Here is a 20,339-nt window from a genome sequence, read left to right as displayed (position 1 = left end):
GGTCCCCCTCCCCCTGCGGGGGAGGATTTGCTGGCGGCCCGTTGGCCCTGCGCATGCCGATCAGCCTGCCTTCAACAATCCCGCGCCGAGCAGGAGGAGCAGCTTCACGTCCATCGCCATCCCCTCGGCCCGCTTCGCCGCGATATAGTGGGCGACACCGTCCAGCGGTACGCGGTGGACGGTGATATTCTCCTCCGCCACGCCGCCGCCGTCGCCCATCCTGGTGAGGCCATGGGCGCGAATCAGCGTGAAGCCCTCGCTCGCCATGCCGGGCGACGAGTAGAAGTCGCCGCAATCCTCGAAGCGTTCGGCGCGGTAGCCGGTTTCTTCTTCCAGCTCGCGCGCCGCCGCAACCGTCGCCGGCTCGTCCGAGCCGCCGTCGCCGACCAGGCCGGCGGGCAGTTCGAGGCAATGCCGGCCGAGGGCTGCCCGGTACTGGTCGACCAGCAGCACATGGCCGTCGTCCACCGCCAGGATCACGGCGGCGCGAATGCCGCGGGCGCGCGACACGAATTCCCAGCGGCCCTGCCGCTTCATGGTCAGCCAGTCGCCGGCCCAGACGGTCTCGACGGGCTTGTCGGAATCCACGCCGCTCATAGCTCGATCAGGCGGTCCGGAAGTTCGTTCGGGTTGCCGTCGCTTTTCGGAAATTCGGCCCGGAGGATCGTCGCCATCTCCTCGACCGCCGCGGCCATGCCGGCGGCGGTGTCGCCGGCGCGGACATGCTCGACCAAAGCGGCCATGGCATCGCCCCAGCGCTCGCTCGCAACGCGTTTGTGGATCGCCTCGTCCGCGACGATTTCGGCCATGCGTTCCTCCAGCGAGAGATAGAGGAGAATGCCGACCCGCGTTTCGGTGCGCTTTTCCGCCGAGGCCCGGAACAGCGCGACGGCGCGCCGGCGCACGCGGCGCGACCGGGTGGCGCGCGGGGTCAGCGCGATCTTGAGCGGCGTCCAGGCGAGGCCGAACCGCGCGATCAGGAACAGGATGGCCTGGCCGAACAGCAGGGCGGTGAAGGCTTCGCGCGGGTCGGGCGTGCCCCAGCCGCCGGTGAAGGGCACGAGCGCCGCCGCCGCCAGCCCCGGCCAGATCGCCACCAGGCCGACCAGCGCCAGCATGGCGAGCGCGCCATATTGCAGGGCGGTGTCGCGGTAGCTGTCCGACCGCCGCGCGATGATCGTGACGATCTCGCCATCGGTGTCGATCTCCGCGGTGCGCACGGCCGCGGTGACGCGGGCATGTTCCTCGGGCGAAAGCCGGGTCGCGCGAGCCATCACCATCCCCCCGAGGCGCCGCCGCCGCCGAATCCGCCGCCGCCGCCGGAAAAGCCGCCAAAGCCACCGCCGCCGCCGCCGAATCCGCCGCCGAAGCCTCCGCCGCCGGGACGGCCGCCCCAGCCGCCGCCGATGCCGGGGCCCCACAGGATGACGGGGGCGATGCCGCCGCGCCGGCGATAGCGCCGCCCGCCCGCACCGCGCCGGATCATGGGGATGGCGATCACCACGATCACGATGACCCAGAAGATCGCCGCGCCCCAGTTGCCGCCGCCACCGCGGCCGCGCGCCTGTTGCTGTTGCGCGATTTGCTGTTGCGCGCGCTTTTCCGCCGCTTCGAGCGGCAGTTTCATCTGCTCGCCGATCGCCTGCGCGCCGGCCAGGATGCCGCCAGCCATGTCGCCGTCGCGAAAGCGCGGCAGGATGACGTCGTCGACGATCATGCCGGACAGCGCGTCGGTCATGATCGGTTCCAGCCCGTAGCCGACCTCGATCCGCACCTGCCGCTCCTTGGGCGCGACCAGCAGGATGATGCCGTTGTCGGCGTCCTTCTGCCCGATCTTCCAGGCGCGACCGAGGCGATAGCCGTAATCCTCGATCGGATATCCCTGCAGGTCCGGCACGGTGGCGACGACGAACTGGCGCGACGAGGCCTGCTCGATCGCTTGCGACAATTGCGTGAGCTGCGCTTCCTGTTGCGGCGCGAGCAGGTTCGCGGCGTCCACCACCCGCCCCGTGAGCTTGGGGAAGGTCTGCGCCTGCGCGACACCGGCGGCGAACAGCAGCGCCAGGAACAGCGCGAGGCGGCGAAGCAGCGCGGCGCGGGGGAACACGGCGCGGGCGATCAGTTCGTGTTCCCGAAATCGACCGTCGGCGCGTCCTCGGCACCGGCCTTGGCCTGGAACGGAACCTTGGGCTTGGCGCCGTAGAACACCTTGGCGCCGATCGCGTCGGGGAAGGTGCGGATGGTCGTATTATATTCCTGCACCGCCTGATTATAGTCGCGGATGGCGATGGCGATGCGGTTCTCGCTGCCCTCGATATCGTGCATCAGGGTCTGGAAGGCGCGCTGGCTCTGCAGCTCGGGATAGGCCTCCGCCGTCGCCAGCAGGCGGCCGAGCGAACTGCCGAGCCGATCCTGCGCCGCCTGATATTGCTGCACCTTGGCCGGATCGTTCAGGTCCTCGGCGCTGATCTGCACCGAGGTGGCGCGCGCGCGGGCGTTCATCACGTCGGTCAGGATGTCGCGCTCGGAACTGGCCGCGCCCTTCACCGTGTTGACGAGATTGGGGATGAGGTTCGCACGGCGCTGATAGTCCGCCTGCACGTCCGCCCAGCGTGCCTTTACGGTCTCTTCCGCGGTCGGAACGCTGTTCAACCCGCAGGCCGACAGCATCACCGCCATCATCAGCCCCAATATCGCCCGAAATCGCATGATGGTCCTCCCAAGCCTTGGCAGGCTCCTTGTAACGGGGCAGGATGGCGGCGCGAAGGGGTAATCGCCACCCGCGACCGTTCAGGAGATGGACAGGCATGCTGAAGGAATTCCGCAAATTCGTCATGCGCGGCAACGTCATGGACCTTGCCGTCGGCGTGATCATCGGCGGCGCCTTCGCCGGCATTACCAAGTCGCTGACCGACGACATCATCATGCCGGTGGTCGGCTGGATCTTCGGCGGGTTCAACTTTTCCAGCTATTTCATCCGACTGGGGCCAATTCCTTCGGGCTATACGGGCTCGCGCACCAATTATACCGCGCTCAAGGAAGCCGGCGTGCCAATGCTCGGCTACGGCGAGTTCATCACGGTCGCGATCAACTTCCTGATCCTCGCCTTCATCATCTTCCTGCTCGTGAGAGCCGTGAACCGGATGATGGAAGGCTTCGAGGAAAAGAAACCCGAAGTCGCGGCACCGGAGCCCACCGACGTGGTGCTGCTGCGCGAGATTCGCGACGAATTGCGGGCGAAGCGCGCCGCGCCCTGACGGATCAGGCGGCGGCGCGATCTTCGGCCAGGGCATCGGCAAGGCTGGTGCCGTCGAGGATGCGCGCCGTTTCGTCGCGAACGCGCGCCATGGCGATGCGGATGGCGCAGCTCGCTTCGTCGCGGCAATCCTTGCAGGGCCTGTAGGCCGTGCGGCTGACGCACGGCACCAGCGCGAGCGGGCCCTCGATCACCCGGACGACCTCTCCCAACGAGATGAGGTGCCGCGCCTTTGCCAGGCGATAGCCGCCCGCCTTTCCGCGCGTGCTGTCGAGCATGCCGGCGTCGCGCAGATCGGCCAGGATCAGTTCCAGGAACTTGCGCGGGACATTCGCGCTGGCCGCGATGCGGTTCATCGGCACCGGCCCGCCGCTTGCCGGCTGCTCCGCCAGATAAAGCATGGCGCGAAGGGCGTAGCGGGACCTCTGGGTAAGCATAGCGCCTCTATGGCGGTTCTTTATGGCGGTGTCATGGCGGATCACGCCTTTTCTTCGCGGCGCGAATGCCTATATTAGTCCGTGCCGGCATCTGCCGGCTATGGCGATAAATTGCGGCGTGCAATAGGCGCAGCGGACCCGGGGGCAGTACCCGGCGGCTCCACCACAAGGCCCTGTTTCCAGGGGTTTGTGACGGGGCCGAACCAGGATCGACGTGCGTTGAAAGACGTTGTTTTCGCCCGGGCTGAGTACCCCGTAACAGGCTCAAAACCCACAAGTGCCAACGATAACGAGGCGCTCGCTATTGCTGCGTAACCAAATGCCCCACCGGGCCTAGGTTACAAAGTTGATAAGCGCGGTTGGACCGCACCGGGCAACAGAAGCGGATTCCGGCGGCCGCCGGGGGGGCCGAGCAACAGAACCCCCCGGACCCTTCCACCAGATGCGGAGCACCGGCCAACCCGAAGCGCTCCGCTCTGCCATCGGCGAACCGATGGCGCCGACCGGACGCGCGTTCATGCCGGCAAGGTCAGCCGTGCGGTCGTGCCCTTGCCGCCGAGCAGGTCGAAGCGGCCGCCGAGTTGTTCCGCCAGCATCACCGCAATGCGCAGGCCCAGGCTGTTGCTGGCCTCGATCGAGAAGCCGTCGGGCAGCCCTTCGCCGTCGTCCGTCACCTCCACCTTCACCATCGCCGTTTCGTCGCGGGCGAGCAGCACCTCGATCGTACCGCCGTCGCGGTTGCGAAAACCGTGCTCGACCGCGTTGGAGACCGCCTCCGCGACGATCAGGGCGAGCGGCACCGCCGCGTCGGGCGTCAACGGCGCGTCTTCGGCAACGGTGATCGTACAGCGAATGTTCTGGCGCCCGCTCGCCTCCACGACATCGGCGCAGAGCGGTTCGAGGAATTCGCGCATCGACCGCGTGGCGCCGCCGGCGTCGTAGAGCTGGCGGCTGATCCGGCCGATCAGCGCCAGTCGGCGCGACGCTTCGTCCAGCGCCAGTCGGGCGCTGTCGTCGTGCAACCGGCGTTTCTGCAGCGCGAGCAGCCCGGCGGCGACCTGGAGATTGTTCGACACCCGGTGCTGCAATTCGCGGAACAGCAATTCGCGCGTTTCGGCGAGGGCACGGCTCGTTTCGCGTTCGCGCGCCAGATTGGCGTTCGCCCGCTGCATCCAGTGGACGAGCAGGATGTCGGTGACGACCACGAAGCAATAGAATCCCAGCGCGACCGCGCCGCTGCGTTCCAGCGCGAAACTGTCGGGCGGCGGGATGAAGAAATACCATGCGCAAAGGCCCGAAAGGACCGCCGCCACGCTTCCCCAGCGCACGCCGAAGAGGAAGGACGACAGGATGACGGCGGGAAAGAAGGTGACATAGGGAAAGCCGCTCGGCAGCCCCCGGTCCACCGCGAAGCGCAGGAACAGCCCCAGCAGGACGAGGCCCAGCATCGTCGCACCGGCAAATTGCGGCCGGCCGCGGGCGAGCGGCAGGCGCTCGAGAAAGCGTCCGCGTTCCGGCGGATGCGGGGCGGGTGATTGCGGGCGGATGGTGATCTCCCTTCGGCTGGCTCAGCAAGAGCCCCGTACCAACGCTATTTCCTTGTGCTCCCGGTCCGGGCGCTCTTCGCGGGGATACAAATCGTACTTCCGAACCTTCCGAAAGTTCAGGCGATCGTGCAAGGTTGACAGCATCCGCCTCCAATATGCCGCAATCCCCGCCAGCGGGCAACGGTTCGAGTCCGCAACGAAAAAGGGGCCCGCGAACGAGCCCCTTTGCCGTGTTGCGAGGATGTCGCGATCAGTCCTCGGTGATGAAGGACGGCAGGCCGATGTCCGAGCCGTCATCGTCGTCGGACTTGCCCTTGTCCTCGCCGCGCTCGCGACGCGGGCCGCGGTCGCCACGGTCGCGGCGGGGCCCGCGCCCACGGCCGCCATTGCCGTCGCGGTCGCCGCCACGGCCCCGGCCGCCGCGATCACCGCGCTCGCCCCGATCGCCACGCGGTTCGCGCGGTTGACGGGTGTCCTCCAGCTCCTCGCCGGTTTCCTGGTCGACGACGCGCATCGACAGGCGGACCTTGCCGCGGCCGTCGATCTCCAGGACCTTGACCTTGACTTCCTGACCCTCGGACAGAACGTCTGCGACCTTCTCGACGCGCTCGTTCTTGATCTCCGAGACGTGGACGAGGCCGTCCTTGCCGCCCATGAAGTTCACGAACGCGCCGAAATCGACGAGATTGACCACCTTGCCGGTATAGACCTTGCCGACCTCGGGCTCTTCGACGATGCCCTTGATCCAGTTCATCGCCGCTTCGATCTGCGAAAGGTCGGACGAGGAGACCTTGATCACCCCTTCGTCGTCGATGTCGACCTTGGCGCCGGTTTCCGCGACGATTTCGCGGATGACCTTGCCGCCCGTGCCGATGACGTCGCGGATCTTGGTCTTGTCGATCTGCATCGTCTCGATGCGCGGCGCGTGTGCCGACAGCTCTTCGCGCGTGTGATCGAGCGCCTTGGCCATTTCGCCGAGGATATGGGCGCGGCCCTCATTCGCCTGGGCCAGCGCGACCTTCATGATCTCCTCGGTGATGCCGGCGACCTTGATGTCCATCTGCAGCGAGGTGATGCCCTCGCTGGTGCCCGCGACCTTGAAGTCCATGTCGCCCAGGTGATCCTCGTCGCCGAGGATGTCCGACAGGATGGCGAATTCGTCGCCGTCGAGGATCAGGCCCATGGCGATGCCCGACACCGGACGCTTCAGCGGAACGCCCGCGTCCATCATGCTGAGCGAGCCGCCGCACACCGTCGCCATGGACGAGGAGCCGTTGGATTCGGTGATGTCGCTGAGCACGCGGATCGTGTAGGGAAACTCCTCCTTCGACGGCAGCACGCGGTGCAGCGCGCGCCAGGCGAGCTTGCCGTGGCCGACTTCGCGACGTCCCGGCGCCCCGAAGCGGCCGACTTCGCCGACCGAATAAGGCGGGAAGTTATAGTGCAGCAGGAAGCGCTGGTAGGTCAGGCCCTCCAGCCCGTCGATCATCTGCTCGCTGTCCTTGGTGCCGAGCGTGGTGGTGCAGATCGCCTGCGTCTCGCCGCGGGTGAACAGCGCCGAACCGTGCGCGCGCGGCAGGAAGTGGACCATCGCCTCGATCGGGCGGACCTGCCTGGTGTTGCGGCCGTCGATGCGGGCGCCGTCCTTCAGGATCGCGCCGCGGACGATTTCCGCCTCGAGCTTCTTGAGCATCTTGCCGGCGGCCATCTGTTCCTGGCCGGTTTCCCCGGCAAAGGCTTCCTTCACCTTGGCGCGCGCCTCGTTGAGGGCGGCCGAACGCTCGGACTTGTCGGTCTTCTTGTAGGCGGCGGCGACGTCCTTGCCGACGAGATCCTCGATCTGCTTCTTCAGCGCCGACTGGTCGCCCTTGTCGGCGATTTCCCACGGCTCCTTGGCGGCCTGTTCGGCGAGGTCGATGATCAGGTTCACGACCTTCTGGATCTCGCGATGCGCGAACATCACGCCGCCCAGCATCACTTCTTCCGACAGCTCGTTGGCTTCGGATTCGACCATCATCACCGCATTTCCGGTACCGGCGACTACGAGGTCGAGATCGCCCTCGGCAGCTTCGACCATGGTCGGGTTGAGGACATATTCGCCGTCCTGATAGCCGACGCGCGCGCCGGCGATCGGCCCCATGAAGGGCACGCCGGAGATGGTCAGCGCCGCCGACGCCGCGATCATCGCGACGATATCGGGCTCGTTTTCGCCATCATAGCTAAGCACCTGGCAGATGACGTTGATTTCGTTGTAGAAACCTTCGGGGAACAGCGGGCGCACCGGCCGGTCGATCAGGCGGCTGGTCAGCGTTTCCTTTTCGGTCGCGCCGCGCTCACGCTTGAAGAAGCCGCCGGGGATGCGACCGGCGGCCGAGAATTTTTCCTGATAGTGGACGGTCAGCGGGAAGAAGTCCTGCCCTTCCTTGACCGACTTGGCCGCCGTGACGGCGCACAGCACGACCGTTTCGCCGAGCGTCGCGAGCACCGCGCCGTCGGCCTGGCGGGCAACGCGGCCCGTTTCCAGGGTGAGGGTCTGGCCGCCCCACTCCATTTCCACTTTCTTCATGTCGAACATTCGATTTCCTTTTCACCGGCCGCCCTATGCGGTCCGGGGCCTGTTGCGAGCCTGTCCGGCTCTTTTCAGCGCTTCCCCAACCCGTTCGGGCCGGGCTTGTCGAAGCCCCGTTCTTCTTCTCGGGAAGTGCAGCCCTTCGACAAGCTCAGGGCGAACGGAGGAAGCTTTGGTTCCGACCACGATACCGGATTGCAGCGTGGCCGGATATGGAAACGGCCCCGCGATGGGGCCGTCCCGTCTTATTTGCGAAGACCCAGCTTCGCGATGAGGTCGGTGTAGCGCTGTGCGTCCTTCTTGCGCAGATAGTCGAGAAGGGCGCGGCGCTTGTTGACCAGCATCAGAAGGCCGCGGCGCGAATGATTGTCCTTCGCGTGGGACTTGAAATGCTCGGTCAGGTTGGCGATGCGTTCGGTGAGAATGGCGACCTGAACCTCGGTAGAGCCGGTGTCGCCGTCCGCGCGGCCATGTTCCTTGATCAGCGCATCCTTGCGCTCCTGGGTGATCGACATCGTCGTCCTTTCTGAAATCAGTCCATGTTGAAGCCGCGCACGACCCGGATTTCCCCGGCCCGGACCTCGACCAGCGCGACCGGAACATCGTCCAGCATCGCGAAGCAGAGGCCATCGTCTGCGGCGGTCCCGACCACGACCCGCCCCTGTCGGAGCAATCCTGCCTGGTCGGATGTGAGGGAAAGAGCCGGGATGTCGTCCAGCCCCGCCCGCAACGGCAGGAATAGGTCTTCAAGCGCGCGGTCCTTAGCGCTTGCGTATAATTTGTCCAGCGAAATCGCAGACTCGATCCCGAACGAGCCCGCGCGCGTGCGCCGCAGCATGGTCACATGACCGACGGTGCCGAGCGCCCGCGCGATATCGCGGGCGAGGCTGCGGATGTAGGTGCCCTTCGATACATGGGCGGTGAGGGTGGCGGATTCCAGCCGATCCTCCCCGGAACGGGGAGGGGGACCAGCCAAAGGCTGGTGGAGGGGGGCACCATTGAGCGACTCGCCCGGCGGCGATCCCCCTCCACCACCGCTTCGCGGCGGCCCCCCTTCCCGCTCCGGGGAGGAGCTGAGGGCGTGGATCGTGACGTTGCGGGTCTTGAGCGCCACCGCCTCGCCCGCGCGGGCGAGGTCGTAGGCGCGCCGGCCGTCCACTTTCAGCGCGGAATAGGCCGGCGGGACCTGTTCGATGGCGCCGGTGAAGCGCGGCAGCACCGCCTCGACCTGCTCGCGGGTCGGCCGCGCCCCGGAGGTCGCGATCACCGCCCCCTCGACGTCGAGGGTGTCCGTCTCCTCGCCGAAGCGGATGGTGAAGTCATAGACCTTGGATGCGTCGAGCATCCGCCCGGCAAGCTTCGTCGCCTCGCCGACGGCGATCGGCAGGACGCCCGACGCCAGCGGGTCGAGCGTGCCGCCATGGCCGACCTTGCGCTTCGGATAGCCGCCTTCGCGCAGGGCGCGCTTCACCGCGCCGACGCCCCTGGTGGAGCCCAGCCCGACGGGCTTGTCGAGGATCAGCCAGCCGTGCATCCGCCTCAGGCCCCCAGCCCGACCAGCCACAAGAGGCCGGTCGCCACGAAGGTCGCGATCGGCGAAACGACGCGCGCGACGACATTGGCCTGCGGAAACAGGAGCGGCACGACCAGCAGCAGCACGACCAGAATGGGAAAGGCGAAGCGGCCGAGTCGCGCATATTGCGCCGCCCAGGGGCGCGGCAGCAGCCCCTCGACGACATGGCCGCCGTCGAAGGGCGGGACGGGCAGCAGGTTGAAGATGGCGAGAAACACGTTGATCAGCAGGAAATTGACGAGATTGTCGGTGAGGAAGGCAGCCGCGCCCTGCGGCTCCTGCCCGCTGCCGCCCAGCAACAGCGCCACCAGCATCGCGGCGGCGACCGCCAGCAGCAGGTTCATCCCCGGCCCGGCCAGCGCCACCAGCATCATGTGCACGCGCGGATTGCGCAGCCGCTCGGCGCGCACCGGGACGGGCCGTGCCCAGCCGAAGATCGGCGCGTGCGTGATCGCCAGCACCAGCGGCAGGAGCACGGTGCCGACGGGATCGACATGGCGCAGCGGATTGAAGGTCAGCCGCCCCTGATCGGCCGCCGTGGGATCGCCGAAATGGTTCGCGACGACGCCGTGCGCCACCTCATGAAAGACGATGGCGACGACCAGCGGCACCAGCCAGATCGCGATGTCGTAGAGAATGTTGTCGCCCGTCACCGCCTTGCCGTTTTCCTATTGCACCGTGCCGGCCTTCTGCACGACGTCGCCGCGCGGTCAACGGCAAAGGGAGGCCGCGGTGGCGCTCGGCCCAGGCCAGCCTTAGCCCGCGTCGTCCTTCCGGTGCGCACCCGGATAGGGGGAACCGGGGCCGAGCGCTTCGTGAAAGTGCTTGCGGCACAAGGCGACATACCGGTCGTTGCCGCCGATTTCGGTCTGGGCGCCCTCGGCGACGGCACGGCCCGCGGCGTCGACTCGCAGGTTCATCGTCGCCTTGGCGCCGCAGCGGCAGACCGATTTCAGCTCGACCAGCGCATCGGCGATGGCCAGCAACCGGGCCGAGCCGGCGAACAGACGCCCGCGAAAATCGGTGCGCAGGCCGTAAGCGAGGACCGGCGCGTTCAGATCGTCGCACACCCGCGCGAGCTGATCGACCTGTTCGGCCGTCAGGAACTGCGCCTCGTCGACCAGCACGCAATCGACCCTGCGGCTCGCCTGCTCGGCGGCGACGCCGGCGAACAGGTCCGTATCGGGCGTGAAGCTGTGCGCCGCGGCGGCGAGGCCGATGCGACTGGCGATGCGTCCGGCGCCGGCGCGATCGTCGATCGCGGAGGTGAACAGCATCGTCGCCATGCCGCGCTCGCGATAGTTGAAATCGGCCTGCAGCAGCGTGGTCGATTTCCCTGCATTCATCGAGGCGTAGTAGAAATAGAGCTTGGCCATCGTGACTGCCTGCCGCCGAAGCGGCGCGCTGGCAACGGCAAAGTCGATCCCGGGGGGCAGGGGCGAACCGGCGGGCGTGGCCGCAATCTTTTCCCGGCAGGGGGAGGGGGATCGCGCGCAGCGGGGTGGAGGTATGCGGCTGGCGGGGATACCCCTCCGTCAGCCCTTCGGGCTGCCACCTCCCCTTGCAGGGGAGGAAGACGCGGTCGGGGAGGGTGACTTAACCTTCTTCGCGCCGGGCCTCGTCCCCGCCGTCGTCCAGATCCTGGGCCACCTTCGGATCGCGCAGCAGCGCGTCGATATGGCTCGCTTCCTCGAAGCTCTCGTCGGCGAGGAATTTGAGCTTCGCGGCATATTTCATGCGGATGCGGTGCGCGACCTCGCGCTGGAGATAGGCGGTGTTGGTGCGAAGCGCCTTCAAGACCGCTTCCTCGTCCTTGCCCAGCAGCGGCTTCACGAAGACGGTGGCGTGGCGCAGGTCGGGCGACATGCGCACTTCGGTCACGCTCACCATGTGGCGGCTGAGCGTGTCGTCATGCACGTCGCCGCGGCTCAATATGTCCGACAGGACGTGGCGGACCTGTTCGCCGACGCGCAGCGTGCGGACCGATTGCGATTCGGAGGGTTGGTTGTGACGCATATTGAAATTTTCGCGATTTTCGCTTATCAAGGGCTTACTACAGCGGAAGCGGTCCATGCTTCCACCTTCTGAGCCCGGGCGTTGCAGCGCTCGGGCTCAAATGGTTTGGGGCCCCCGGCGTTGCAGCGCCGAAGACCCCGTTTGGCACTACGTGTGCTTCAGCTCAATGAGCTTCACCACAAGGCCAAGCAACGCGATGACGAACATCGCAAAGCTCAGCGCCACTACTACAGCGGTTAGATCCATCAGCCTTCACCTCCTTTCGGTCGCAGTCGCGACCGAAAGGAGGGATAGCACATGATCTTAGCTAGGTGAGAACGAACTGGGAACTAACCAGGCAACTTCAATCAAAGCGTCCGTTCGCGCATCTCTACCTCGAAGGTCTCGAGATAGTCGCCGGCCTTGATGTCGGTGAAGTTCTGCGTGAACGTCACACCGCATTCCAGCCCGGCGCGAACTTCCGGCACGTCGTCCTTGAAGCGCCGCAGCGAGGCGATCTCGCCATTGTAGATGATGACGTCCTCGCGTGTGATACGGGCCTTGAGCGCCTTCCTGATGACGCCTTCGGTGACGAGCAGGCCCGCCGCCTTGCCGTGCTTGCCGGCGGAGAAGACCTCCTTGATCTCGGCCCGGCCGACGACGGTCTCGAACGCCTCGGGGCCGAGCTCGCCCGCCATCGCGGCGCGGATCTCGTCCGTCAGGTCGTAGATGACGTCGTAATATTTCAGCGCCACGCCGTTCTTTTCGGCGATCTCGCGCGCCTTCGCATTGGCGCGGACGTTGAAGCCGATGATCGGCGCCTTGCTGGCCGATGCCAGCGTCACGTCGCTCTCGGTAATGCCGCCGACGCCCGAATGCAGGATGCGCACCCGGATGTCCTCGTTCGAGATCTTGTTGAGCGCACCGACGATCGCCTCGACCGACCCTTGCGTGTCGGCCTTGACCACCACCGGATATTCGATCGCCTGATTCTCCTTCATCGCGGAGAACATGCTCTCCAGGCTCGCCGGCGCCTGCGCCGTGCGCTTCTGGTGGATGACGCCCTTGCGATATTCGGCGATCTCACGCGCCTTCGTCTCGTTGTCGACGACCTGCAGGCGGTCGCCCGCCATCGGCGCGCCCGACAGGCCCAGCACCTCGACCGGCATGGAGGGACCCGCCTTCTTCACCTGGCGGCCCTTGTCGTCGAGCATCGCGCGCACCTTGCCGCTTTCGGCGCCGACGACGAAGACGTCGCCGACATTGAGCGTGCCGCGGTTGATGAGGATCGTCGCGACGGGGCCGCGGCCCTTGTCGAGCTTGGCCTCGATCACCGCGCCTTCGGCGGCGCGATCGGGATTGGCCTTCAGTTCGAGCAGTTCGGCCTGGAGCTGGATCTTGTCGATCAGGTCGTCGAGGCCCGTCTTCTTGAGCGCGGAGACCTCCACGTCCTGGACGTCGCCCGACATTTCCTCGACGATCACCTCGTGTTCGAGCAGGCGTTCGCGCACCCGCTGCGGGTTGGCGTCCTCCTTGTCGACCTTGTTGATCGCGACGATCATCGGGACGTTCGCCGCCTTGCAGTGATTGATCGCCTCGATCGTCTGCGGCATCAGCCCGTCATCGGCCGCCACCACCAGAATGACGATGTCGGTGACGTCGGCGCCGCGCGCACGCATTTCGGTGAACGCTTCATGGCCCGGCGTGTCGAGGAAGGTGATCTTCGACTTGTCCTTCATCGTCACCTGATAGGCGCCGATATGCTGCGTGATGCCGCCGGCCTCGCCGCCCGCGACACCCGACCCGCGAAGCGCGTCGAGCAGCGAGGTCTTGCCGTGATCGACGTGGCCCATCACGGCCACGACCGGCGCGCGCGGCTGCAGATCCTCTTCCCGGTCCTCGGTCGTGTCGAGATCCTGCTCGACATCGGCGTCGGACACGCGGCGGATGTTATGGCCGAATTCGGTGACGAGCAGTTCGGCGGTATCCTGGTCGATCGTCTGGTTGACGGTGACGGCCATGCCCATCTTGAACAGCGCCTTCACCAGGTCGGCGCCCTTTTCCGCCATGCGGTTGGCGAGTTCCTGGACGGTGATCGCTTCGGGCACCTGCACGTCGCGAACCTGCTTTTGCGACGGTTCGCGCGGGCCGCCGGTGTGCGACCGCTTTTCCTTTTCGCGCGCACGCTTCAGCGCGGCCAGGCTGCGTGCCCGCGCGCCTTCCTCGCCACCCAGCGCGCGGGTGACGGTCAGCTTGCCGGACTGGCGGCGGTCGCCGCGGTCCTTGCGCTCGGCCTTTCCGCCGCGATCGGGCTTGTCCGGCCGCTTGGGCGCACCGGGCGCCGGCTTCGCCTGGGCCGGTTCGGGCCGCGATTCGGGCTTCGGAATTTCGGGCCGCTTCTTCGGCGTGAAGCGGCGCGGCGCCGGCATGTTCGGATCGAGTTGCAGCGTGACCGGTTCCTCCGGCTTCGCCTCCGCCTTCTTCTCGGGCTTCTGCTGCGGCGTTTCCGCCTTGGCGGGCTGCTGCTGGGCGGGCTCGGCCGGCGCGGCCTTGGATTCGGCGGATTCGGCCTGGCGCGCGGGCTCTGCCTCCGCCTTGGCCTCCTCCTTCTGCGCCTGTTCCTCGGCCTTGCGCTTTTCCTCGGCGCGGCGGCGTTCTTCCTCGGCCGCGCGCTGCTTTTCCGCTTCCTCGCGCCGGCGCGCTTCCTCGAGCGCGTTCATGCGCGCTTCCTCGGCCTCGCGCAGCAGTTTCTGCTGACGCTCCTGCTTGGTCAGGCCGTCATCTTCCGCCTTCTTCGCGGCCGGCGCGGGCGTCGGCGCAGCGGGCTCGGGCGCAGCCGGAGCGGGCGCGGGGGAGTCTTTCGCCTCCTCGCGCTGCTGTTCCTCACCGGGACGGCCGAGAACACGGCGCCGCTTCACCTCGACCACCACGGTGTTCGAGCGGCCATGGCTGAAGCTCTGCTTCACCTTGCCCGTCTCGACCGTGCGCTTGATGCCGAGAGTCCGCGCGCCCAGTTTCGGCTTTTCGTTGTCCTTGTCGCTCATCCGGTACTCAAAATCCTTCTTGTTCACGGGCCTCGGTTCCCGCGCCCGCTTCCAGCGCGGATGCGCCCTGCGAGTTGGTTTCGCAAGATACGTTCGCGCGATCGGGTCCGATAAAGTGCAGCCAGCGGTCGAGCACGTTTCGCACCCGCATCGCCGCCTGGGCGTCGGTCAGCCCGGCATGTACCACATTTTCGCGGCCGAGGGCCAAGGACAATATGGTACGCGAAACCGGCAATGCCAATCCCTTGGCGCCGGAACCTTCGCGCTCGGAGCCGACGCGCCACGCCTGGGCGAGCTTCGCCGCCCCGTCGGCGCGGGCATCGGCGGCATGCAGCAGCAGGTGCAGACGGCCCGCCCGGGCGGCGGTTTCGATCCGTTCCGACCCGGTAATCAGGTGCCCGGCCCGCGCCTCCAGCCCCAGCCGGTCGAGCGTGGCGCGTTCCAGCGCCTGTTCGATCCGATCGGGCAGGTCGTCGGGGATGCGCAGGTCGCCGGTTCTGAACGCGCGCGCCAATGCGCCGCGAAGCCGCCCCCTGGCGAGCGCGGCTTCGAGTTCGGCCCTGCCGACGCCGATCCACGCGCCGCGGCCCGGCGCCCTGGCGCGGATGTCGGGCAGGACGTCGCCGTCCGGCGCGAGCGCGAGGCGGATCAGCCCCTCGCGCGGGGTCCCCTCCCGCGACAGGATGCAGGTGCGCGACGCGTTCACAGGCACCTCCCGCGCCGGCAGCCGTCATGCCGGACTTGTTCCGGCATCCACGGCGCGGCACGCTCCCCGGCATGAAGGAGCGACAACCCTGCGTCTATATCCTCGCCAGCGCTTTCAACGGCACGCTGTACATCGGGGTCATTTCGGACCTGATCGCTCGAATCGCCCAACACCGGAGCGGCACGCATGACGGATTTTCCAAGCGTCACCGCGTTCTTCGCCTCGTCTGGTTCGAGGTTCATGAGAGCATGGAAGCCGCCATCGCCGCCGAAAAACGGATCAAGCGCTGGCGGCGAGACTGGAAGAAGAACGTGATCGAGCGCGAGAACCCGCACTGGGACGACCTTGCTGTCGGTCTCGGCCTCCCGCCGCTCCGATAGCGTGGCCGCACCGGCGCTCCCGCCCCCGCGGCAGCCGCGGTGCGGAATGCGCGAACGCAAGGTAGGGCTGACCGTGGATGCCGGAACAAGTCCGGCATGACGGATGGGATTGGCGGCTAGCGCTGTCTCATTGCTCGGAGTCCGCAATTGCGTCCTCCTCCGCCGTTTCCGGCGTTTCTTCGTCCGCGAACCAATGGGCGCGGGCGGCCATGATGATCTCGTTGCCCTGCTCTTCGCTCAGGCCGTATTCGCCGAGCACGCCGCCCTTGTCCTCGCTGCGCGATGCCTTTTCGCTGCGGCGGCGCGGTTCGGAGCGCTTCTTGGCGACCAGTTCGTCGGTGGCGAGGTCGGCGAGGTCGTCCAACGTCTTGATGCCCGCCTTGCCGAGCGTGACGAGCATCGCCTCGGTCATGTACGGCATTTCGGCCAGATCGTCCTCGACGCCGAGCGAGCGGCGCTCCTCGCGGTTCGCTTCCTCGCGGCGCTCGAGCGCTTCGGTCGCGCGGTTCTGCAGCTCGGCGGCGAGTTCCTCGTCGAAGCCCTCGATCGCGGCTAGCTCGTCCTGGTCGACATAGGCGACTTCCTCGAGCGCGCCGAAGCCCTCGGCGACGAGGAGCTGCGCCAGCGTCTCGTCGACATCGAGTTCCTTCTCGAACATGGCCGAGCGCTCGACAAATTCCTTCTGCCGCTTCTCGGAGGCATCCTCCTCCGTCAGGATGTCGATGGCGCGGCCGGTGAGCTGGCTGGCGAGGCGCACATTCTGGCCGCGGCGGCCGATGGCGAGCGACAACTGGTCGTCGGGAACCACGACCTCGATCCGCTCCTCCTCCTCGTCGATGACGACGCGCGCGACATTGGCCGGCTGCAGCGCGTTGACGACGAAGGTCGCGGTGTCTTCCGACCAGGGGATGATGTCGATCTTCTCGCCCTGCATTTCCTGGACGACCGCCTGGACGCGGCTGCCCTTCATGCCGACGCACGCGCCGACCGGGTCGATCGAGGAATCGTGGCTGATGACGCCGATCTTGGCGCGGCTGCCCGGATCGCGCGCGGCGGCCTTGATCTCGATGATGCCGTCATAGATTTCCGGCACCTCCTGCGCGAACAGCTTGCGCATGAAATCGGGATGCGAGCGGCTGAGCATGATCTGCGGCCCGCGATTTTCGCGCCGCACTTCCTTGATCAGGCTGCGGATGCGGTCGCCGACGCGCACGACTTCGCGCGGGATCTGCTGGTCGCGGCGGATGACGCCCTCGGCGCGGCCGAGATCGACGACGACATGGCCGAATTCGACGCGCTTGACGACGCCGGTGATGATCTCGCCGGCGCGGTCCTTGAATTCCTCATACTGGCGCTCGCGCTCGGCGTCGCGGACCTTCTGGAAGATGACCTGCTTGGCCGCCTGGGCGGCGATGCGGCCGAATTCGATCGGCGGCAGCGGATCGACGATATAGTCGCCGACGGCGGCGTCCTTCTTCAGCTTCTGCGCGTCCTTGACGGACACCTGCTTGAAATAGTCGTCGACCGCCTCGACCACCTCGACGACGCGCCACAGGCGCAGGTCGCCGCTGTCGGGGTCGAGCTTGGCGCGGATGTCGTTCTCGGCGCCGTAGCGCGCACGGGCGGCGCGCTGGATGGCGTCTTCCATCGCCTCGATGACGATGCCCTTGTCGATCAGCTTTTCACGCGCGACGGAGTCGGCGATCGCGATCAGCTCGGCCTTGTTGGCGGAAACGGCAGTGGCCATCGGTCTTGGTTATCCTTCCATTTCGACGATTTCGTCCGCCCCTTCGGCGGAAAGCGGTTGGGTGGCGGCGATCAGCGCGTCGGTCATCACGAGCTTGGCGTCTTCGATCGCGTCGAAGGGCACCGCCATCGGCCCGTGATTCTTCACGTCGATCGTGATGCGGTCGTCCTCCACGCTTGTGATCGGGCCCTGGATGCGCTTGCGCTTCTCGACCACCTGCCTGAGCGTGATCCGCGCCTCGTGCCCGGTCCAGTCGCGGTAGTCGGCGAGGCGGGTGAGCGGGCGGTCGATGCCCGGCGAGCTGACCTCCAGCCGATAGGCATGGTCGATCGGGTCGCGGCCCTCGGCCTCCAGCGCATCGAACTTGTCTGACACCCGGTGCGACAGCGCCGCGCAATCGTCGATGGTGAGCTGGCGCGTATCGGGCCGCTCGGCCATCACCTGCAGCGTCGGATCGGACTTGCCGCCGAACATCGCCACGCGCACGAGGTCGAGCCCGAGCGCCTTCGCCTCGGGTTCGATCAATGCGGTCAGTTCGGCCAGGTCAGCCACATGCGACTCCGTGAATACAGCTTCTGCGCCGCCGGAACCGGGGGGTCCCGACCTCTGCAACGTTACCGATGTAGAGAGCGCGACCAGCGATATATGCGATGTCGCGCGCGGCGGCAAGTCCTGCGATTCGGATGCCGCTCGCGGAAACGCACGGGCCGCGATACGTTGTGTCCGAAAACCGCCACCGGAGAACCGCATGCGCATGTCCTTCTGCTATCTCGCCGTCAGTGCCCTGACCCTTGCCGCCTGTTCCTCCGGCCCGTCCGAGGGATCGGTGACCAAGCCCGGCCCCACGCCCACGGCGAGCGCGCCCGCGCCGACGGCAACCGGCACGCCCGTCGACATTCCCGACGCTTCCGCGCCCTTCACGCTGCAGAGCGTGGCGGAATTCGACAATCCCTTCGCGGTCGCCTTCCTGCCCGACGGCCGGGCGCTGGTGACGGAAAAGCCCGGCAAGGTGAAGCTGCTGCGCCCCGGCGAACAGCTGGCGGACGTGGCCGGCGTGCCCGCGGTCGATTATGGCGGGCAGGGCGGTCTGCTCGACATCGCGCCGGCGCCGACCTTTGCCGACGATCACGGCGTCTATCTGAGCTATTCCGAACCGGGGCAGGGCGGCAGCGCCCTGGCGCTCGCCCATGCGACGCTGGACGAAAGCGGGACCGCGCCGAAGCTGACGAATCTCGAGGTGCTCTTCCACCAGCAGCCGCCCGGCGGCGGCGGGCAGTTCGGCAGCATCATCGCCTTCGCCCCCGACGGCGAGTCGCTGTTCCTGTCCTCGGGCGAGCGGCAGCGCAAGACGCCGGCGCAGGACCCGAACAGCGCCATGGGCAAGATCCTGCACATGACGCTGGACGGCAAGCCGGCGCCGGACAATCCCTATCTCTCGGCCGGCGGCGAGCGCGCCTATATCTGGTCGAGCGGGCACCGCAATCCCTATGGCCTGACCTTCGATAGGGCCGGCAACCTCTGGGAAATCGAGATGGGGCCGCAGGGCGGCGACGAGCTCAACCTGATCCTGAAGGGCCGCAACTATGGCTGGCCGGTGGTGTCGAACGGCGACAATTATGACGGATCGCCGATCCCCGATCACGACACCCGTCCCGAGTTCGAGGCGCCGAAGCTGTGGTGGAACCCGTCCATCTCGCCGGCCGGCCTCGTCATCTATTCGGGCGACGACTTTCCCGCATGGCAGGGTTCGGCCATCCTCGGCGCGCTGTCGGGCCAGGCGCTGGTGCGCGCGGCGTTGAACGGGAAGAACGCGCAGAAGGCGGACCAATGGGACATGGGCATGCGCATCCGCGACGTCGCCCAGGCGCCCGACGGTTCGCTGTGGCTGCTGCAGGACGGCGACGGCGGCAAGCTGATGAAGGCCGTGCCGAAACAGTAAGCGCGTTCGGCGACCGCGCTAATTGCGCGCGATCAGGTAGTTCATCCGCGCGCCGGCGATGGGTTTCTCGCGCGCGTCCTGCCAGGCGATTGCGTCGACATTGGCGACACGGGTGCCGAGACGGCGGACGATGCCCTGCGCGCGCGTCGGCTTGTCGCGGCCGCCGCGCATGAAGTCGATGGTGACGTTGACCGGCTTCACCCGCGCATCCTCATCGCCGAGTGCGGCATGCAGCGCCACGATCGCCGCCATTTCCAGCAGGCCGCCGATGGCGCCGCCGTGCAGGAAACCGGGCCGGCCGACGATGTCGGCATCGAACGGCATGGCCAGGATCGGCCCTTCGCCGGCGGGTTCGGCCGCGACCGAGAGGTTCAGCAGATCGGCATAAGGCGGCAGCTTCATGCCGGCATGTCCAGCAGCATGAAGGTGCCCGCGACATGGGCGAGCGGGTCGTCCGGGTCGCCGTCATGCGCCTGACCGCGGACGAAGGCGATGGAGCGCGTCACGCGGTAGCATTCGCCGCGGCCGATCACGGTGCGCCGCGGCGTCGCGGGGCGCAGATAGTCGATGCGCAGGTCGAGCGTCGCCTGGGGCGCGAACTGCCCGCGCTTCAGCCAGGCGGCGATGCTGGTCGCCATGTCCATCATCGTCAGGATCGGCCCCGACGCGACCACGCCGCGGCCGGGATCGCCGATCTGGTCCGGGTCGTAGGGCAGCGCCAGTTCCGCCCAGTCCGGCCCGTGTGCACGATAGCGGATGCCCAGCCGGCGGCCGTGCCCGTCCTGGCGCGCCGCGAAGAAGCGGGCGGGATCGAAGCCGGGGCGGGATGCGCTGTCGGTCATGCCGGAACGTGCTTATCGCGGTGGGCACGCGCGGGCAATCGCGGGCGGGTTACAGGATTTGTAACTACGGCCCCGCGCCGGCGTCGCGCTAGCGTTTCCGCCACCGATCAACCGGAGGGAGAAGGGGCATGGCATCGTTCGGGCTGGACATGGACGAGATCGTCGATCTGGGCACCGAGGTCGCGACGGCGGGCGCGCTGCAGCAGATGGGCGACGGCGACGAAGTGTTCGAGATGATCGTCGGCGTCGCGGTGGTCGTGTACCAATCGTCTTATTGAGATGCGGGAGCGATTCCCGGCGGAGA

23 protein-coding genes and 1 other RNA gene are annotated in these 20,339 nt (G+C 67.3%); 5 read left to right on the top strand and 19 right to left on the bottom strand.

The window, feature by feature from the left end; translation table 11 throughout:
• Positions 1–60: 60 nt before the first annotated feature.
• The 4 genes from RPR59_RS01325 to RPR59_RS01310 are packed head-to-tail and all read right to left on the bottom strand — an operon-like array spanning position 61 to position 2,709.
• Positions 61–597, bottom strand: a complete 537-nt coding sequence (locus RPR59_RS01325) for an NUDIX hydrolase (RefSeq protein WP_313915870.1) — start codon at positions 595–597, stop codon at positions 61–63.
• The gene (locus RPR59_RS01320) at positions 594–1,274 is read right to left on the bottom strand and encodes a TPM domain-containing protein (protein WP_313915868.1); all 681 of its coding nucleotides are present in this window, start codon (positions 1,272–1,274) and stop codon (positions 594–596) included. Before RPR59_RS01320 ends, RPR59_RS01325 begins: the two co-directional genes overlap by 4 nt.
• On the bottom strand, positions 1,274–2,089 hold the full coding sequence (locus tag RPR59_RS01315; protein ID WP_313918266.1) for a TPM domain-containing protein: 816 nt from the start codon (positions 2,087–2,089) through the stop codon (positions 1,274–1,276). Before RPR59_RS01315 ends, RPR59_RS01320 begins: the two co-directional genes overlap by 1 nt.
• A 29-nt stretch (positions 2,090–2,118) precedes the next feature.
• Positions 2,119–2,709, bottom strand: a complete 591-nt coding sequence (locus tag RPR59_RS01310; protein ID WP_313915866.1) for a LemA family protein — start codon at positions 2,707–2,709, stop codon at positions 2,119–2,121.
• A 98-nt stretch (positions 2,710–2,807) separates the two neighbouring features.
• Here RPR59_RS01310 and mscL point away from each other — a divergent pair, with 98 nt between their 5' ends.
• Entirely contained in the window at positions 2,808–3,257 is a 450-nt protein-coding gene (gene mscL, locus RPR59_RS01305; RefSeq protein WP_313915864.1) for a large conductance mechanosensitive channel protein MscL, read from the top strand.
• A gap of 4 nt (positions 3,258–3,261) precedes the next feature.
• Here mscL and RPR59_RS01300 read toward each other — a convergent pair whose 3' ends face one another.
• Positions 3,262–3,693 carry an RrF2 family transcriptional regulator gene (locus RPR59_RS01300; protein WP_313915862.1) on the bottom strand — a complete coding sequence of 144 codons (432 nt, stop codon included), beginning with the start codon at positions 3,691–3,693 and terminating at the stop codon, positions 3,262–3,264.
• Positions 3,694–3,737: 44 nt separating this feature from the next.
• On the opposite strand from RPR59_RS01300, the gene ssrA reads away from it, so the two are divergent.
• Positions 3,738–4,084: a transfer-messenger RNA gene (gene ssrA, locus RPR59_RS01295) on the top strand.
• A gap of 124 nt (positions 4,085–4,208) precedes the next feature.
• Here the strand turns inward: ssrA and RPR59_RS01290 are convergent.
• From RPR59_RS01290 to RPR59_RS01250, 10 genes are all read right to left on the bottom strand, one after another.
• Positions 4,209–5,141 carry a sensor histidine kinase gene (locus RPR59_RS01290; RefSeq protein WP_313915860.1) on the bottom strand — a complete coding sequence of 311 codons (933 nt, stop codon included), beginning with the start codon at positions 5,139–5,141 and terminating at the stop codon, positions 4,209–4,211.
• Positions 5,142–5,490: 349 nt separating this feature from the next.
• Positions 5,491–7,815 carry a polyribonucleotide nucleotidyltransferase gene (gene pnp, locus RPR59_RS01285; protein ID WP_313915858.1) on the bottom strand — a complete coding sequence of 775 codons (2,325 nt, stop codon included), beginning with the start codon at positions 7,813–7,815 and terminating at the stop codon, positions 5,491–5,493.
• 239 nt (positions 7,816–8,054) lie between these two features.
• Positions 8,055–8,324 carry a 30S ribosomal protein S15 gene (gene rpsO / locus RPR59_RS01280; RefSeq protein ID WP_313915856.1) on the bottom strand — a complete coding sequence of 90 codons (270 nt, stop codon included), beginning with the start codon at positions 8,322–8,324 and terminating at the stop codon, positions 8,055–8,057.
• A 17-nt stretch (positions 8,325–8,341) separates the two neighbouring features.
• Entirely contained in the window at positions 8,342–9,343 is a 1,002-nt protein-coding gene (gene truB, locus RPR59_RS01275) for a tRNA pseudouridine(55) synthase TruB (protein WP_313915854.1), read from the bottom strand.
• Positions 9,344–9,348: 5 nt separating this feature from the next.
• Positions 9,349–10,035, bottom strand: a complete 687-nt coding sequence (locus RPR59_RS01270; RefSeq protein WP_313915852.1) for a site-2 protease family protein — start codon at positions 10,033–10,035, stop codon at positions 9,349–9,351.
• Positions 10,036–10,137: 102 nt separating this feature from the next.
• Positions 10,138–10,758 carry a thymidine kinase gene (locus RPR59_RS01265; protein WP_313915849.1) on the bottom strand — a complete coding sequence of 207 codons (621 nt, stop codon included), beginning with the start codon at positions 10,756–10,758 and terminating at the stop codon, positions 10,138–10,140.
• A gap of 220 nt (positions 10,759–10,978) precedes the next feature.
• Entirely contained in the window at positions 10,979–11,398 is a 420-nt protein-coding gene (gene rbfA, locus RPR59_RS01260) for a 30S ribosome-binding factor RbfA (RefSeq protein ID WP_313915847.1), read from the bottom strand.
• 147 nt (positions 11,399–11,545) lie between these two features.
• Positions 11,546–11,605 carry a hypothetical protein gene (locus RPR59_RS14875; RefSeq protein ID WP_432280302.1) on the bottom strand — a complete coding sequence of 20 codons (60 nt, stop codon included), beginning with the start codon at positions 11,603–11,605 and terminating at the stop codon, positions 11,546–11,548.
• A gap of 140 nt (positions 11,606–11,745) precedes the next feature.
• Positions 11,746–14,421 carry a translation initiation factor IF-2 gene (gene infB, locus RPR59_RS01255; protein ID WP_313915845.1) on the bottom strand — a complete coding sequence of 892 codons (2,676 nt, stop codon included), beginning with the start codon at positions 14,419–14,421 and terminating at the stop codon, positions 11,746–11,748.
• 7 nt (positions 14,422–14,428) lie between these two features.
• On the bottom strand, positions 14,429–15,127 hold the full coding sequence (locus RPR59_RS01250; protein WP_313915843.1) for a DUF448 domain-containing protein: 699 nt from the start codon (positions 15,125–15,127) through the stop codon (positions 14,429–14,431).
• A 26-nt stretch (positions 15,128–15,153) separates the two neighbouring features.
• Here RPR59_RS01250 and RPR59_RS01245 point away from each other — a divergent pair, with 26 nt between their 5' ends.
• Positions 15,154–15,507, top strand: a complete 354-nt coding sequence (locus tag RPR59_RS01245; RefSeq protein WP_313915841.1) for a GIY-YIG nuclease family protein — start codon at positions 15,154–15,156, stop codon at positions 15,505–15,507.
• Positions 15,508–15,634: 127 nt separating this feature from the next.
• On the opposite strand, the gene nusA is transcribed toward RPR59_RS01245, so the two are convergent.
• Together nusA and rimP are read right to left on the bottom strand one after the other, a co-directional pair.
• A complete protein-coding gene (nusA, locus tag RPR59_RS01240; protein WP_313915838.1) occupies positions 15,635–17,254 on the bottom strand; it encodes a transcription termination factor NusA in 1,620 nt (539 codons plus the stop codon).
• A 9-nt stretch (positions 17,255–17,263) separates the two neighbouring features.
• Positions 17,264–17,806 carry a ribosome maturation protein RimP gene (gene rimP, locus RPR59_RS01235; RefSeq protein WP_313915836.1) on the bottom strand — a complete coding sequence of 181 codons (543 nt, stop codon included), beginning with the start codon at positions 17,804–17,806 and terminating at the stop codon, positions 17,264–17,266.
• A 196-nt stretch (positions 17,807–18,002) separates the two neighbouring features.
• Between rimP and RPR59_RS01230 the strand changes: the two genes are divergently transcribed.
• The gene (locus RPR59_RS01230; RefSeq protein ID WP_313915834.1) at positions 18,003–19,193 is read left to right on the top strand and encodes a PQQ-dependent sugar dehydrogenase; all 1,191 of its coding nucleotides are present in this window, start codon (positions 18,003–18,005) and stop codon (positions 19,191–19,193) included.
• 18 nt (positions 19,194–19,211) lie between these two features.
• Here RPR59_RS01230 and RPR59_RS01225 read toward each other — a convergent pair whose 3' ends face one another.
• Positions 19,212–19,595 carry a PaaI family thioesterase gene (locus RPR59_RS01225; protein WP_313915832.1) on the bottom strand — a complete coding sequence of 128 codons (384 nt, stop codon included), beginning with the start codon at positions 19,593–19,595 and terminating at the stop codon, positions 19,212–19,214.
• Positions 19,592–20,035: a PaaI family thioesterase gene (locus tag RPR59_RS01220; protein WP_313915830.1), complete on the bottom strand. Its 444-nt coding sequence runs from the start codon at positions 20,033–20,035 to the stop codon at positions 19,592–19,594. Before RPR59_RS01220 ends, RPR59_RS01225 begins: the two co-directional genes overlap by 4 nt.
• A 128-nt stretch (positions 20,036–20,163) precedes the next feature.
• Here RPR59_RS01220 and RPR59_RS01215 point away from each other — a divergent pair, with 128 nt between their 5' ends.
• Positions 20,164–20,313, top strand: a complete 150-nt coding sequence (locus RPR59_RS01215) for a hypothetical protein (protein WP_313915828.1) — start codon at positions 20,164–20,166, stop codon at positions 20,311–20,313.
• The last annotated feature ends 26 nt before the right edge of the window (positions 20,314–20,339 follow it).

The sequence above is a fragment of the Stakelama saccharophila genome, assembly GCF_032229225.1.
Lineage (GTDB): Bacteria > Pseudomonadota > Alphaproteobacteria > Sphingomonadales > Sphingomonadaceae > Sphingomonas > Sphingomonas saccharophila.
Note: the sequence above shows the minus strand (reverse complement) of the source record. Positions and strands in the feature narration are given on the sequence as shown.

Coding starts and splice junctions, on each gene's coding strand:
- RPR59_RS01325 (WP_313915870.1), bottom strand. CDS start 597: ATGAGCGGCGTGGATTCCGACAAGCCCGTCGAGACCGTCTGGGCCGGC.
- RPR59_RS01320 (WP_313915868.1), bottom strand. CDS start 1,274: ATGGCTCGCGCGACCCGGCTTTCGCCCGAGGAACATGCCCGCGTCACC.
- RPR59_RS01310 (WP_313915866.1), bottom strand. CDS start 2,709: ATGCGATTTCGGGCGATATTGGGGCTGATGATGGCGGTGATGCTGTCG.
- mscL (WP_313915864.1), top strand. CDS start 2,808: ATGCTGAAGGAATTCCGCAAATTCGTCATGCGCGGCAACGTCATGGAC.
- RPR59_RS01300 (WP_313915862.1), bottom strand. CDS start 3,693: ATGCTTACCCAGAGGTCCCGCTACGCCCTTCGCGCCATGCTTTATCTG.
- RPR59_RS01290 (WP_313915860.1), bottom strand. CDS start 5,141: ATGCTGGGCCTCGTCCTGCTGGGGCTGTTCCTGCGCTTCGCGGTGGAC.
- pnp (WP_313915858.1), bottom strand. CDS start 7,815: ATGTTCGACATGAAGAAAGTGGAAATGGAGTGGGGCGGCCAGACCCTC.
- rpsO (WP_313915856.1), bottom strand. CDS start 8,324: ATGTCGATCACCCAGGAGCGCAAGGATGCGCTGATCAAGGAACATGGC.
- truB (WP_313915854.1), bottom strand. CDS start 9,343: ATGCACGGCTGGCTGATCCTCGACAAGCCCGTCGGGCTGGGCTCCACC.
- RPR59_RS01265 (WP_313915849.1), bottom strand. CDS start 10,758: ATGGCCAAGCTCTATTTCTACTACGCCTCGATGAATGCAGGGAAATCG.
- rbfA (WP_313915847.1), bottom strand. CDS start 11,398: ATGCGTCACAACCAACCCTCCGAATCGCAATCGGTCCGCACGCTGCGC.
- infB (WP_313915845.1), bottom strand. CDS start 14,421: ATGAGCGACAAGGACAACGAAAAGCCGAAACTGGGCGCGCGGACTCTC.
- RPR59_RS01245 (WP_313915841.1), top strand. CDS start 15,154: ATGCCGGACTTGTTCCGGCATCCACGGCGCGGCACGCTCCCCGGCATG.
- nusA (WP_313915838.1), bottom strand. CDS start 17,254: ATGGCCACTGCCGTTTCCGCCAACAAGGCCGAGCTGATCGCGATCGCC.
- RPR59_RS01230 (WP_313915834.1), top strand. CDS start 18,003: ATGCGCATGTCCTTCTGCTATCTCGCCGTCAGTGCCCTGACCCTTGCC.
- RPR59_RS01225 (WP_313915832.1), bottom strand. CDS start 19,595: ATGAAGCTGCCGCCTTATGCCGATCTGCTGAACCTCTCGGTCGCGGCC.
- RPR59_RS01220 (WP_313915830.1), bottom strand. CDS start 20,035: ATGACCGACAGCGCATCCCGCCCCGGCTTCGATCCCGCCCGCTTCTTC.
- RPR59_RS01215 (WP_313915828.1), top strand. CDS start 20,164: ATGGCATCGTTCGGGCTGGACATGGACGAGATCGTCGATCTGGGCACC.